Origin of the sequence: Croceivirga thetidis (assembly GCF_012272815.1) — a bacterium.
GTDB classification, from domain to species: Bacteria; Bacteroidota; Bacteroidia; order Flavobacteriales; family Flavobacteriaceae; genus Croceivirga; species Croceivirga thetidis.
Genome location: NZ_JAAWWL010000001.1, coordinates 134,073 through 147,753, shown reverse-complemented (window position 1 = coordinate 147,753; position 13,681 = coordinate 134,073). Strand labels below are relative to the sequence as shown.

The window sequence follows — 13,681 nt, the reverse complement described above, 5'->3', positions numbered from 1 at the left end:
AATAGCGTTAAAATAGTTTAAGCCTTAGCCAGCTTTTTTCGAATCATGCTAAGAAAAACTGGAGTAACACCTAAATAGGAAGCAATTTGCACATTTGAGATACGGTTGAAAAGATCTGGGTGTCGATTTAAAAAATCAAGATATCTTTCTTCACCTGTAGAACTAATGTTTTGCAGAATTCTGTTTTGATATTCGACAATAAGTTTTTCCTTCATAATTCTAAAAATCTTATTGAACTTAGGATATTCCTCATATAAATCATAAAGATTTTTTTTTGTTATTTGAAGAATAACGGAATTTTCAAGAGCTTCTACATACAATTTACTTGGTTCTCCAGAATGGAAACTACCTAAATCTCCAATCCAACTGTTTTCTATAGCAAATTGAAGAATATGTTCTTTGGCATTTTCATCAACCATATACATTTTTAGGCAGCCTTCAACGACAAAATTCGCGTATTTACAAACATCACCTTCATGATGGACAAACTGCCTACGTTTTATTCTTCTTGGGGTGAAAACTTCTTTTATTACTTTTTCTTCTTTTTCATTTAGTAATAAAACTTCATTTATATGTTTGACGAGTTTGGTAATAGGGATGTTGGATTTCGTTATGTTTTTAAACATATAGCAATGTGATTTTTTTCGGACATTAAATTAAAGTAGCAGTTATGGATATTGTAGCTACTTTAAAAAGTACCTTCCAAATTAACTAAAAAGCTACCAAGACTTTCTGAAATGGGGTAGAACAGGCAATTAATTTTAGCCAGATTTATTTTAGAAGGAGTTGCAAAAACCTCAAGTCAAGCCATTTATTAAATTTGAATCCTATCTCCTTAAAAGTTCCTATTTCCTCAAATCCAAAGTTTTTATGAAATTCATAGCTTTTTTCATTGGAACCATCGACTCCTGCAATCATAGTATGAAAACCGCTATCTTTTGCTAATTCAATGAGTTTTGACAAAAGCTCTTTTCCTACGCCTTTTCCTCTCAATTTCTTATGGACATAGATAGAATGTTCAATACTGAACCGATACGCCGCCCAAGGCCTGAAAATTCCATAAGTACCGAATCCGGCAACTTGATTCTCAATTTCAGCTATAATTATCGGCATTTTATCAGCTTGTTTTTTTTTGAACCATTCCAATTGTTGCTGATAAGTTCTTTCTTCATAATCATAAAGCACAGTAGAATTTAAGATTTCGTAATTCACGATATCTAAAATAGCGTTCAAATCACATCTTTCTGCTTTTCGGATTTTTATTTCCAAAATATGAATTGTAAAATTGGTTATAATAGTCTCATTAAACTATTGACAGGAATTTTAAGATATGGTTTTTCGAGTTAAATTATACTTTTGGTTCATTAATTAATAGTCCCTCGGGTCGTCTTCGACAATTGCGTAGTGGTAATTATCTTTCCATTCTCCTCGTATAGGGAGTATTTTTCGTCGTAGTCCTTCACGGGTCATACCCGATTTTTCAAGAACTTTTATGGACGCTATATTTTCGGTGGCTACCCCAGCTTCCACTTTGTGTAAATGAAATTTTTCGAAGCCTGATTTAATCAATGTTTTTGATATTTCGGTGGCGTATCCCTTTCCCCAAAAATCCGGTAAAATTTTATAGTAAATTTCTCCTAGCTTGAATTTGTTCAATGATAAATTCATGCCGGCAATACCAATGAATTCCTTTGTTTCATTTGATACTACCTTCCAAAAATAGCTCTTCCTTTTTGCTGTATTTTGGACTTCTATAAACGGCTGAATAAGTTCTATGGTCTCATTAATATCCTTAGGCATGCCGAGCGTATTGTATTTATCAACTTCAGGATAAGAATGCAGTTTGTGAATGTCATTTGCATCGTTCAAGGTAATCTCGTTGAATAGTAGTCTTTCCGAAGCTAATTTCATTTGCAATGTTTTATACTTCAAATCGCGAAGTATCACTCGATTTAAAGTTAGCAAGAAAGTAGCGATGAATTCTAATACTTAATAGCTTAAGGTTATCTAATGGCTTGTCTCTTTCTTGTACAAGTACAGCCCTATACATAATACAGCAACCATGATGAAAGAGGTTGGTACCCAGATGTTGTTTGTCCATAGCCAGTAAACACCTTCTTCATTGCCCTTATATGGAATACACAGTATCAACAGGAACATTGCGAGATACAACACGTTACTTTTCATATTCATTTGTTTAGGTGAAAATTTGAGCGCAATATCCCTTTAGTTGTCAATTTCAACAACTAAAGATGGGTTGATAAAGGGTTGATTTTGGTACCTGTTAATGATTTTTAGTCATTTGCCCTCGACTTAAGCTCCCTTCTGTTCTTGATATTTAGTTTTTTATAAATCTGGTTGATGTGCGTCTTTAGGGTGCTTTGTTCTATGAAGAGTTCGGTCATGATTTCTTTGTTGGTCTTACCCGATAGAATTAGGTTGTACACCTCTCGTTGTCTTTCGGTCAATTCAGCAAGATTGGAATCAACCCCATCACTTTTTAATTCGCTCTGTTCTTTAATTTGATTTACGAGATTGGTGATTTTCTTATTGCTGAGATAAAAATAAATGGCCACCAAGAACAGGCTAATGGTTATCAATAAAGTTATAATGACCGGGTAGTTGTGTAAGACCAATTTAACCTCTCCATTACTTCCCCTTATTGAAATAGCTATTGATGATAGAACAAGGGCCGCTATCAGAAAATGCTTATGGTATTTTGAGAGGATGTTCATTCTTACCCTAATGTTAGCCAAAAGTCTTTGCTATGATTTCGTTGTTGGTTTGAGTATATTTTCCTTTACGAAACCAGTCAATGGCCATGGTTGTAATAATAAAGTTAATGAGATTCCAGCAATGATTAATGACCTTTGCTGGCAGTTGTGATTCTTAAGGTTTACTCTTTTTAAGTAACCAATAGAATACCCTATAACACATTAATCTAAAGCATACACGTTTTTATTATGGAATTCCATCCATTTACTTGAATCGGCTAAGTCTGTCCAACCGTATTTTCGATAGAGTTCATGCGCATCTCCGGTGAGTAGAATCCAACGTCGTAGGCCTTGTAGTTCAGAAAAATTCATAATCGTTTCTAGTAACCATTTTGAAAGGCCTTTGCCTCGATATGCCTCTAAAATATAAACATCACCCAAATAGGCTATGGTCGAAAAATCTGTGATAATTCGAGCAAAACCAATCTGTTTGTGGGTCTCGAAAAGACCAAAGCAGAGTGAATTTTCAATTGACATTGCAACTTTTTCTTTTGGAATATTCAAACACCAATAGGCCTTAGTGGATAAAAAGTCATGAATAGCATTAATGTCCAGTTTTGACTTATCTGTAGAAATGAGGAACTCGTCTTTTTGTAGTGAAAATGTTTGCATTGAAAGATTTAATCAGAATTGTCGGTAGCAGTAGGGTTTAACCGTCAACTACCTAGTAATGTGGGTTGCTATTCTGTAAAAATATACTGTTTAAAGCCCTTTTGGTTTTAAGCCATCAAAAATTTTAATTCGTCACAAGTTTTACTGGGCACGAATTCAATTACCTCATAATGAGCTAATTCGTTTTTCTTGAAAGGGTCTTTTTTAATAATTTTTTCCAATTCAGACTTAGAGGCAACGTTCGATAGAATTATCCCACCCGTTCTCGGGATTTTCCGCCCCGACGCAAGAAAATTTCCAGATTCATATTGTTCATTTAAGAATTCAATATGTGCATTCAGGAATTGGTCAATTTTTTCAAGTTGGGTTTTATAGGTTAGGTTTACAATGAACATAGGGCTACTTGTTTTTATATGAATATCGTTCTGATTGGGCATTACAGTCAAAGATTTTGGATTTCATAATTATCTTGTTTTTCAAGATTGATAGTTATTTTTCCCATTGATGGATTTGGATAAAAAGAGCTTACAAGTTTCGTTTTCCTAAGCTTTAGGCATGTTAAAGCCATTGTTGTGCAAGGTTTTTATTCAAACTCAGTTTCAATTTTAGTCAGATTGGATATGTCTTTATTTAGATATTTTATACTGACTTTCGGTGGAATTGAAATTTCAATACAGGTTTCACTAAAGACCAATGTTTCTGAAGATAATTTTCCCTGAAACTCATTTGACATTTTCAATGCCTTAAAAATCAATTTGAACATTTTTTTGTCAGAATATAGTTCAAGTAATTTATCGGTTTCATCTTGACTTAATTCTTTAAATCTGCTAAAGTGAATTTCTATTGATGGCGGTACTGATATTCCAACGATTAATCTATTGGTTTTAAAACCTGCATTTTCAATCAATGGCAAGACCTCAAATACTTCTTTGACATAATCAATGAATTTATTTTTCGTATTAGACCCAATATCTCCAATTTTAGAGAGTCCATTCTTGAGTTGTGTCAGAATCTGTTCAGAACTTTCAGTTACCGTTCTTGATGTCTTTGATATGATTGAGTTCTTTCCCATTTTGGGTTTGGTTCTAATTTTTTGGATTTTTAACAAAAGTCTTTGCTATGATTCATTGCGGACTTTTCAAATGGCTGAGCTTAGTCGAAGTATTGAAATTCCAATCCCAGTTAATTGTAAACCTTCTTAGCTGCTTTTCTTGTTTGCCTTAGTTCGTATTCTTTCCAAATGCTTTTCCCATAGCTTGATGTCCCTGGCAAGATATTTATCGTTGTCTTCCGCTTTTTCCTTTCTTGTTTCAATGGCTTTCTTTGCAGCTTCTATAGCCTTCGTATAGTAATGTTGCCTTTCATAGGTTTCCATCAACAGTCGATAGGCAAACTCGCTTTTGTTTAGTTTTATTGATTCTTTAGCTAACCATTCCAGTTTCTTAAAATCTTTACTTTGAAAATATAGGTAGTCTATTGCATTGGACATTTCATCGTAATCTTTTATGTTTCCGGTCAATAATTGCCCATTGATATAGTCTTCAATTTCCGCATCGGTAGATGTTTCGAATGCAAATGCAATTGAAGTGTTTTCCCATGAAACATATATCATCGCATTATTGGGAATTAGGTCAACATCAATTGTCAGGGTCTCGTAATAACGATTGCTATGTTGTGGGTACACCACAAATCGTGCAACATCCTTATCTGGATTATAATCGTACGCTCCATACAAAGATGTATCTGTGTTGAGGATTACAATCCATTCTTCTTTGTTGGGTATTGTAAGTAGGGAATAGGTACCAGCTTCGATTGCTTGTTTACCAATTGCTACATTTTTATCAAAGCTAATTTTTGTGCAATACCCCGCTCCGGTTCTCCAAACCTCATTCCATGGAACCAGTTCGCCAAATACTTTACGATTTCTGGCCGAAGGTCTCTCATATTCAATTTTCAGATTTGTGTTTCCAACACCCTGTTCAATTATTCCCTTTGGACTAAGTGAAGGATACGATTGCTGTGAAAAGGCAAAATCCTGAAATGTGATGATTAAGGATATGATTAAAATTGATTTAAGCTTCATTCGTATTTGGGGTTTATCAATTATTGAAAAATGCTTTGGGTCATAACTCTTTGGCCAGCATCAACTATTTATTAGTTAATGGAAGTTAGGAAAAATTGGTCAAGCGTTAGACATTGAATTATAGCCTTATTGTAAGCAGGTATTTACTCCGTTTTAAACTCAGGTCTTCTAATTTGTGCAAAACAGGCTGGTTTTGGTTCTGCAGTCGGATTATTAAAGAAATCGTTTGCAGCTTGCATAGCACAGGGGTTACCCCAATTGGTTGTTGGGCCGTGTTTCCAGCCATTAAAAATCAAATGGTAGGAATTTGTTAGATTTTTGGTCATTGCTTCGGCCCATCTAACGGGAGTTGATTCATCATATTCTCCACTTATCAAAAGAACAGGTACATCGCTTTTAACCGCCATATTCTCAATTTCAGAGACGTTTTTAACGCCCCAAATCGCACAAACTTCTTTATCAAAAACCGCAGGGGATAACCCTTTAACTTCAGGATATCTGTTTGTTTCGAGCATGATTTTTTCCTGGGAATTGAATGGTGTTTCTTCTGCGCACCAAACCGATAAACGCATTCCAGTTCCTATGCCTTTTCCAGGGGATTGAAAAAGATAAGACAGTTGTTCCTTAACCGATGTTAAGTCGTTGTTCAATAGTTTGTTGATCTCAAACGGAATATTGGGGACATCACCTGTACTGGCATTGCTAAAGACTGAAATCAAATCTTCACCTTTCAAATAAAAGGTTTCCAGTTTTCCATTTTCTGGGTTTTCCACTTGTACCTCAAGAGGATTGTTTGTTTTCTCTTCTAAATAGGCGATGAATCGACTTTTGATGTTAGGGAAGCTGGCATTACAATTCGTATCGGTTTCGCAATCGTCAAATAATTTGTCTAAAGACGCCAAAAGGTTGCTTACACTTTCTTCATCATAATTAACTTCCATTGGGAGTGGTGAATCCATCACAACGCTTCTAATTTTATCTGGATAATCCCGTAGTAAGACCTGTCCGATTTTAGTGCTGTAAGACATGGTCAATAAATTATACTCCTCAATTTCGAGTACGTTCATTAAGTCGTTTATATCTGCAGCAATATGGTTTGTGGTATAACTGTTCAAGTCAATACCTTTTCTACGCAATCGTTCACTGCATTCTTTCGCGGCATTTTGAAATAGACTATCGGTTTTGGTACTATCAAAATTCGGCTGATTTGATGCATAAATCGCCTGTGCCCATTCCGGGCAATCGAGGCTCGGCTCCGCGTATTGCGTACCCCTTTGTTCGAAAAGAATAAAGTCTCGATCATCAAGGTATTGGTAGTACTTCATATATTTTGAGGAACGCATCGAAGTATAACCTGGCCCGCCTACGGTATATAGTATTGGGTCTGGTTTTGGGTTTTTACTCCGGCTTTTAAAAATGTATACAGGTAATTTTATGGTATTGCCATTGGGCTTATTTCTATTCTCGAGTACTTCTAAATAGCCAAAAGTATACTCTTGTCCCTCGGGAATTTTATGAGTGGTCTTTTTGGATGTTGTAAAAGTTGGCTTAAACTTTTTTTCCGTTTTTAGGTTTGAAAAAGGCAAAAACAAAAGGCTGAGAAGAAAGACCGAAATAATAGGCTTCATGTGAATCTTAATTGGATTGAACTAGTTCACAAGGTAAATGCCGATTTACAAAGTAGACATTCACATTTGTTAAGAAATGGCCTGTTTCTTAATTCTGCTTAAACTCTGCTCAGAAACACCTAAATACGATGCTATGTACTTTTGCGGAACCCTTTGAAAGAGACTTGGGTTTCTGTTTATTAGGGCGTTGTATCGCTCGTTTAGGTTGAGCAGTTGTAAATCTGCTAGCTTTTCCACTGTTGAAAGAAAAGCTTTTTCCGCAATTATTCTTGCCAATCGCTCGTTCTGGTGCGATTTGTTGTAAAGGGCAACAAGGTCTTTTTTTTTGAATTCGTAGTAACTGCTTTTTTCAATGCTTTCGATGAAAATCTGACTGGGCGTTTCATTTAAATAACTCGAAAAATCCGTTGCAAACCAGTTTTCAAAATAGAAATGATGGGTGTAGTCTTTGCCGTCAATAATTTTATAACCACGAAGCAGTCCTTTTTTTAGAAATATAATCTTGTTCGTTGGTTTATTAGGAGGGAATAGGAGTTGATTCTTTCCAACTTCTTTTTCAGTAGCAATCTTTAGTAAGAGCTCATAACTCTCATCTGAAAATTCCAATAGCGACTGAAGTATTTCTTTCATTTTTCTTTGAGCGGATATTTTCAATTGCCTATAATGGTTTTGGCTATGAGTCGAGGCAAATTAGGACCATAAGCTTTTCAGCTTTGACCAAAAATTTGATTTAGGTACCATTTTATCAGGTTGTACATCAGCTGCCATTGACGTATAGTCGATGTTAGCTGTTGTTTCTTCTTTTCCAATTTCGGGTATTTCCCATTTGAATAAACACCAAGTATAGTCATGACTATTTATTGGATTCTTTCTCGAGCCTTCGTGAGGGAATACGTCTTTAATATTTTCGGATTTCAGACCATTGGGGATGGGTGGGAAATCAACGGCATTCCCTGATGAGACCTCAATGGTCTTTCCGTTATCAAATTGCATTTTATAAAGACAATATCCCATTCCTGATTCTCCAGCTTTATACAATTTATTGGCCAAGTGAACTGGCATTCTATATGGACTTTCTTTTATTTCTTCAACATCTTCGATTAGAACATATTTTTTTCCACTGTCCTGGTCGGGCATTACACCCCAAGTACGCATGTAAGGTTCAGATGCTGACAAGTAAACTCGGTCAAGTATTTCACCATTTTTTAGTTTTACTTGGCAAGGTCGATATTCCATTGTCCAATCCCTAGAAGGTTTTACCGCTAGTAATTGGTCTTTTAGTTTGTTTGAAATCTGTTTGATGTCCATTTTTTATAACTGCAGGTAATATTTTGGCTATCTGCATTGTCTCGAAGGGCACTTCTTCTAGGTGTTGTCGTATACCGTTTTTATTTTTTCATTAGTTGCTCTACATACTTTCTGTGGTTTTCGTAGCCGTTGTTTTCGGGGTTTTCCAAATCAATCATACTTCCTAATCCTGTATCGAAAATTTGCCAATCTTGTTTCTTTGCTAATTCTATTAATTCAAATAGTCCGTTTTCTCCGTAAAGACTCAACATTTTATTACTTACCAACTTATCGTCAGTAAAGAAGTCAATCGAAAAGTCTTTCCCTTTTATTTCTCGGTGATTTTCGTCTTTGACAATGTTATCAAATGATTTTTCAAGGATACTGGAAAAATCTATTGGTACGAGTTGTTCTTTATCCAATTCCGCAACCGATTCTATTTTCTGTTTTGAATTAAAAAGTATAATGTCCCAACTCATTGATTAAATTTATTTTGACCGAAAGTTTTATCAAAATCACGAACACGCTTTGGGTTCCATCCATTCGTTTTTTCATATTCTGCCCAAAGCATCACATCTCTTGGGTCTGTTTTACCCAATTCCAAATAATGTTCTAAACTTTCTAAATCTCCATTGGACAAATGAATAACACATCGCGTAACTCTATCAGAATCCATATACTCATATTTATTTCGATAGATATTAATCAAATTAAGTGCCTGTTTTGCATCTGAATTAAATTTTCTTTCTAACTCCTGGATTATATCTTCTGGTGTCTTTTTCAATTTTGTCAAATGGTGTACAACGGTCTCGTGTATGAGTATTAGAGGGTTTGTATTCACAAACCTTTCGTTTTATTACTTAAACCGTTATTACTTATACACATAGTTACCTGCTGGCTATATTCTATTTCCACGATTTGTTTTAAAATGTTTTCAGTTCAATATTTTGATATTAAATTCTTTCCGTATCTCGGATATTGGTTTATCTAAATAATGGTCAAAGTCAGACCAAGGCCATAGCCTATTCATACGTTTTGCTCTAATTATTAGTAACGGAATGCTGAATAAGAACTTAAATAGATTCAAAACAACGTGCTTTGGACTGAAATTTTGCGCTAATTCATAAGCGTTAGATTTTTTGTATGCCTTTATATGGTCCCAAAATCCTAAAGTAGTTCCGAAAATTGTCCATATTTTAACTGAACCTTCCCCATATAATGTAATGTCGCATCCAAAAAGGACGTGGGCAATATCGTGTGATTTAAAGAATGATTTTACCTCTATCGGAATGTTGATCTTGTTATGGCTCAATCTTCTATCATATTTTTTATAGAATTGCTCTAAACCTTCCTTAAGTGTAACGTTTTCTTCCATTTATTAAGAGCTTTGAACCGCTGGTTTTTTCGCGATTATGTATAAATAATCGCCCAAGGTGTTTTCATATGAATTGATTATATCTTTAATTTTTCCACTGTCAATATCTATTCTTAACTCACTCAATCCATTTTCTACTTCAGTTTGGTTTGATAAGGATGAAAATGAAGAAATTCCGTGTCTAATTTGCTCGTCAAAATAAAGTTCAGGATTTTGTTTTCCACAATATAAAAATTGGTCTTCCAAATCAGGTTTTATAAAATATTTGTGCGTCTCAATAAATTCAATTCCACTATCAGTTATCGCTTTTTTGACTTTTTCTAAAGTCGGCATTTGAGTTATTGAGTCGGAAAGCATTTTTGGGAAATAATGATTGAGCCAATAACCTTTCATTTGTTCAGGTGTTGATGTGAAAATCACAATTCTGCCGTTTTTTTTTAATACTTTATTCAGTTCTGAAAAGCCCAATGTTAAATCAGTCCAATGATGTATAGTCAAAGAGCCAATTATTCCGTCCACAAAATTTGCAGGAAGCCCTGTATTCTCTGCTGAACCAATTTTCCAATGAATTTTGTTGTTTTTAAGTTTTGCTTTTTCCAACATTAATTCAGAAGGATCGATTCCAATAAAATCAAAGCCATTTTTATGAAGTTCATTCGTATAATTTCCTGTTCCACAACCAATATCCAAGTATTTTCCATCTTTGGTTGGTTGTAAATGATACAGTAATTGTTTGGTCAAATATTTGTCCGCTCTTCGTGTCAGATTGTAATCAAGTCCTATGGTATTATATTTAACCTCCATTGTTTTATTGAGCTCGCAGGTAACGGTCTCGGCTATAATTTTTGCTTGGGAAATCCATCGGATTTTTCAAGTAAGAAATCCGGCCGTTTTTAAAGTTAGGAATTTTGTTTTTGCTTCATAGATAAAACTGAATTATAGCCATTGTTGTGCTGGAGTTCTTAAGTTTTTATTTAAATCTAATTGACTTCACATGAATTGTTTTTCCTTTTTCGCCTACAAAAACAAATGCAAGTGGTGTCTGAATAATGCTCATGTCAGCTGTTTTAAATTCTGCAATAGGTACTTGATACGTTTTCCAGTCATTCGTTAGCGTTAGTGAAGCTCTTGCCTCGGATCCATCGGGCGGATCATACTTGTCTTTCATGGTAATTTCTAATTCTTCACCTCCTTTTGCGCCCTTCATTTCAAGAATCACATTTTTGTATTTTGAAAAATCCATCTCGGTTACCCGACCGTTTAAGGCCTCAATGGTAAAAAATGGAGCACCCCATGCAAACTTTTTTTCAGGATAAATCAAAACAACATGGTCGTCTTTAAATTCGATTCCCGGGTAATATTCATTGCTCGATTGTGCATATAGAAATCCAAAATTGGAAGGGACTTTTCCATTTACCAAAAGATTTAACTGATCGATCCCTTCATATGAATTCAGAATACTACTAAAATCAATTTTGGTCTGCTCATCAAAATTCATTTGTTGGTTGTTCACCATTTCAATGAATTTTTCCCCAAGAACAATTAATTCATTGTACATGTTGGTCATACCCTCTTCTTCAAAACCATTTGCTAGAAGTTTTGTGGTGTATTCGTCTTTTAGAATTTCGAGAAAACGATTGAATTTTTCTTGGGATTCCTTATAGTTCCAGGCGCCCGTAAGTAGATCACTACCATTGTTCCTAAATTTATTTGTCCACGCCTGGTTATCACTTCGCAGCATTTGATTGTATTCTTCCTCATGTTTTTGAATGCGGTTGGCCGTTGCGTAGAAGGTGTGAAGTAATATTTCAATATCGGTACCTTGAAGTTTACTGAGATAGATGGAATTTTTTAAGGCTTCAAAAGAACTTGTGTTGGGTTGGTAATAAATGGTCGTATTTAAATCTCCAAAAGTATTACCGATAAAAGCATAATCATTGAAATTAAGTGCAGTCGGTCTATTGTCAATATAGCCGTTAAAGATAGAATCGACATTCTGGCCTATGTTTTCACGTCCTCTTTTTATTAAATGAAGATTTTTCACATCTGTTTGAATTGCACGAGAAATGCTTTTTAATAGACCGTCAAGTTCTTTGGTTTGAATACGGTTTTCATTCCAATTGTTGATTTGCAAGGCTATCAAAATTCCAATAACAACCAACACAATTTCTCCAAGGGCATAAATAAGGTATTTGCTGAAACGGTTTTCAGAGAGTAACTTTTGACGGATACGGCGGAAGAATTTTATCATCAAAGGTTGGTTTCCCTAAAGATAGGATTTTCAGAAGTGATGGGCTAAGCCTCTTAAGGCTAGGCGATAAGGGCGCCATTTGGTAAACCCATGATTGTACTATCCTTATTTTTCTTGAGGCGATGTTAGTTCAATTATTCTATCAATTGTTGCATTGACTTCTTTCAATTCAGCTCCAAATAGTATATCTCTTACAAATTCCCTTTTTAGGGCTATGGCATTTGCAAATTCTAAACTTTTTAAAAAGCTGTAGTCCGCAATCTCCTGATTAAAAATATTGTCATTATTAGAATATGCTAAGAATGAAATATGTTTTTCGAAATAGGGTACATATTTGTCAAATCCGTGTTCTCTTGCAACAATTTCTTCTTCACGGTAATCTTTGACCAACTCATCCCATTGCTGTAAAAGTCCTCTCAATTCAAGATTTGAAATAACTTCAAAAGAGGAAGTGTTTGTTAAAGAATTAATAGTTGATTGTTGCGGGTTAAACGTATGATGGTTAAAGGTTTCAGAAATATAAAATGATAGTGAATCTTTATTGAAGGTATCAATCGCTACTGGTACTAAATTCAAAATTTTGGTGGTATTGAGATGAACTTTTTGGTGATAAAAAATGGCAGAGTCTAATTGCGCTCTATTTGATTTGAACTCCCTGTTTATATTTTCGATATAATTTGCTTCTTTAGTTCTTTCAATACGATTGTTATTCCAATTATTTACTTGCAACGCCAAAAGGATTCCAATCATAACAAGTATAATCTCCCCAATTGCATAAATCAGATATTTACTGAATTTGTTTTCAGAGAGTAGGTTTTGCCGGATGCGACGGAAGAACTTTAGCATTGGTTAATGGTTGGTTATAATGAAGCCCATGTTGTACGTTCATTAATATTTATAATTCTTTCAGACGATTCGCTATCAATTCTAAGATGATGTCTATTTCTTGGTTTAACGGATCATAAAAACTCTCATTAGTTATGATTGAGCTAGACTGATACAAAACAATCAGATTTAAAAAAGGCATAGAGTTAAGCATTGATTTAATGCCGGTATTATCGAAGTCAGTATTTACATAAGTTTTTCTGAACCCTATGTGGGTATAAACCCTTTCCATATTTGCTTCATTGATCATTTGTTTAATAGCCATCAGTCGGTAATCGATAACTTCGTTTTCTTGTTGTTTTATCTCATCAATCTTGCTTTGTAATCCCGCCAATTTATGTTTCAACCTTTTGTTTTGGATAAGTTTTAATTGACCAGAGCTTATGATTTCAGTAAGAACGCCTGTTTCAGGTTCAAAATTTATTTCGATTCCGAAGGTTTCACTAGTATAATTCGCTATGGATAACTCGGTGATAGTGTCTTTTGTTGACTTACTAAAAGACTGTATCATCTTTTCCGCACTAGAAATATTCTCATTATTCAGTTCGATAATTTCTTGAAGGGTAGCTTTGTTTTTTGAAAATTCTTCTTGAAGTGCTAGAAGGTTCTGTTTCTCAGTATTTCTATCTTGTTGGGTAAGATTCCAGTTATTAATCTGGAGGGCTATCAAAATTCCAATGACCACAAGGACAATTTCTCCTAGGGCATAAATCAAATATTTACTGAATTTGTTTTCAGAGAGTAGTTTTTGCCGAATACGGCGAAAGAATTTTATCATCAAAGGTT

At 34.6% G+C, this 13,681-nt stretch carries 18 protein-coding genes; all 18 read right to left on the bottom strand.

What is annotated here, in order from left to right:
• Positions 1-17: 17 nt before the first annotated feature.
• The 18 genes from HCU67_RS00675 to HCU67_RS00590 all read right to left on the bottom strand — a co-directional run bounded on the left by HCU67_RS00675 (position 18) and on the right by HCU67_RS00590 (position 13,673).
• Positions 18-626 (bottom strand): Crp/Fnr family transcriptional regulator, encoded by a 609-nt coding sequence (locus HCU67_RS00675; RefSeq protein WP_168550687.1) that lies wholly within the window; start codon positions 624-626, stop codon positions 18-20.
• Positions 627-771: 145 nt separating this feature from the next.
• Positions 772-1,269, bottom strand: a complete 498-nt coding sequence (locus HCU67_RS00670) for a GNAT family N-acetyltransferase (RefSeq protein WP_168550686.1) — start codon at positions 1,267-1,269, stop codon at positions 772-774.
• A gap of 99 nt (positions 1,270-1,368) precedes the next feature.
• On the bottom strand, positions 1,369-1,911 hold the full coding sequence (locus HCU67_RS00665) for a GNAT family N-acetyltransferase (RefSeq protein ID WP_168550685.1): 543 nt from the start codon (positions 1,909-1,911) through the stop codon (positions 1,369-1,371).
• A 383-nt stretch (positions 1,912-2,294) separates the two neighbouring features.
• A complete protein-coding gene (locus HCU67_RS00660; RefSeq protein ID WP_168550684.1) occupies positions 2,295-2,735 on the bottom strand; it encodes a response regulator transcription factor in 441 nt (146 codons plus the stop codon).
• Between the two features lie 201 nt (positions 2,736-2,936).
• A complete protein-coding gene (locus tag HCU67_RS00655) occupies positions 2,937-3,386 on the bottom strand; it encodes a GNAT family N-acetyltransferase (RefSeq protein WP_168550683.1) in 450 nt (149 codons plus the stop codon).
• Positions 3,387-3,493: 107 nt separating this feature from the next.
• Positions 3,494-3,823 carry a YciI family protein gene (locus HCU67_RS00650; RefSeq protein WP_246865678.1) on the bottom strand — a complete coding sequence of 110 codons (330 nt, stop codon included), beginning with the start codon at positions 3,821-3,823 and terminating at the stop codon, positions 3,494-3,496.
• 146 nt (positions 3,824-3,969) lie between these two features.
• On the bottom strand, positions 3,970-4,458 hold the full coding sequence (locus HCU67_RS00645) for a hypothetical protein (RefSeq protein ID WP_168550682.1): 489 nt from the start codon (positions 4,456-4,458) through the stop codon (positions 3,970-3,972).
• A 126-nt stretch (positions 4,459-4,584) separates the two neighbouring features.
• A complete protein-coding gene (locus tag HCU67_RS00640) occupies positions 4,585-5,469 on the bottom strand; it encodes a DUF2911 domain-containing protein (RefSeq protein WP_168550681.1) in 885 nt (294 codons plus the stop codon).
• Between the two features lie 143 nt (positions 5,470-5,612).
• Positions 5,613-7,097 (bottom strand): alpha/beta hydrolase, encoded by a 1,485-nt coding sequence (locus HCU67_RS00635; RefSeq protein ID WP_168550680.1) that lies wholly within the window; start codon positions 7,095-7,097, stop codon positions 5,613-5,615.
• A 69-nt stretch (positions 7,098-7,166) separates the two neighbouring features.
• Positions 7,167-7,727 (bottom strand): Crp/Fnr family transcriptional regulator, encoded by a 561-nt coding sequence (locus HCU67_RS00630; protein ID WP_168550679.1) that lies wholly within the window; start codon positions 7,725-7,727, stop codon positions 7,167-7,169.
• Between the two features lie 60 nt (positions 7,728-7,787).
• Positions 7,788-8,405: a hypothetical protein gene (locus tag HCU67_RS00625; protein ID WP_168550678.1), complete on the bottom strand. Its 618-nt coding sequence runs from the start codon at positions 8,403-8,405 to the stop codon at positions 7,788-7,790.
• 80 nt (positions 8,406-8,485) lie between these two features.
• Positions 8,486-8,863, bottom strand: a complete 378-nt coding sequence (locus tag HCU67_RS00620; RefSeq protein ID WP_168550677.1) for a hypothetical protein — start codon at positions 8,861-8,863, stop codon at positions 8,486-8,488.
• Positions 8,860-9,225: a hypothetical protein gene (locus HCU67_RS00615; RefSeq protein WP_168550676.1), complete on the bottom strand. Its 366-nt coding sequence runs from the start codon at positions 9,223-9,225 to the stop codon at positions 8,860-8,862. The genes HCU67_RS00620 and HCU67_RS00615 overlap by 4 nt, the downstream gene beginning before the upstream one ends.
• A 93-nt stretch (positions 9,226-9,318) precedes the next feature.
• Positions 9,319-9,759 carry a hypothetical protein gene (locus HCU67_RS00610; protein ID WP_168550675.1) on the bottom strand — a complete coding sequence of 147 codons (441 nt, stop codon included), beginning with the start codon at positions 9,757-9,759 and terminating at the stop codon, positions 9,319-9,321.
• A 3-nt stretch (positions 9,760-9,762) separates the two neighbouring features.
• Entirely contained in the window at positions 9,763-10,563 is an 801-nt protein-coding gene (locus HCU67_RS00605) for a class I SAM-dependent methyltransferase (protein ID WP_168550674.1), read from the bottom strand.
• A gap of 166 nt (positions 10,564-10,729) precedes the next feature.
• The gene (locus HCU67_RS00600) at positions 10,730-12,010 is read right to left on the bottom strand and encodes a DUF6090 family protein (protein WP_168550673.1); all 1,281 of its coding nucleotides are present in this window, start codon (positions 12,008-12,010) and stop codon (positions 10,730-10,732) included.
• Between the two features lie 105 nt (positions 12,011-12,115).
• Complete coding sequence (locus tag HCU67_RS00595; RefSeq protein WP_168550672.1) at positions 12,116-12,856, bottom strand: DUF6090 family protein; 741 nt, start codon at positions 12,854-12,856, stop codon at positions 12,116-12,118.
• A 49-nt stretch (positions 12,857-12,905) separates the two neighbouring features.
• On the bottom strand, positions 12,906-13,673 hold the full coding sequence (locus tag HCU67_RS00590) for a DUF6090 family protein (protein ID WP_168550545.1): 768 nt from the start codon (positions 13,671-13,673) through the stop codon (positions 12,906-12,908).
• Between the last annotated feature and the right edge of the window lie 8 nt (positions 13,674-13,681).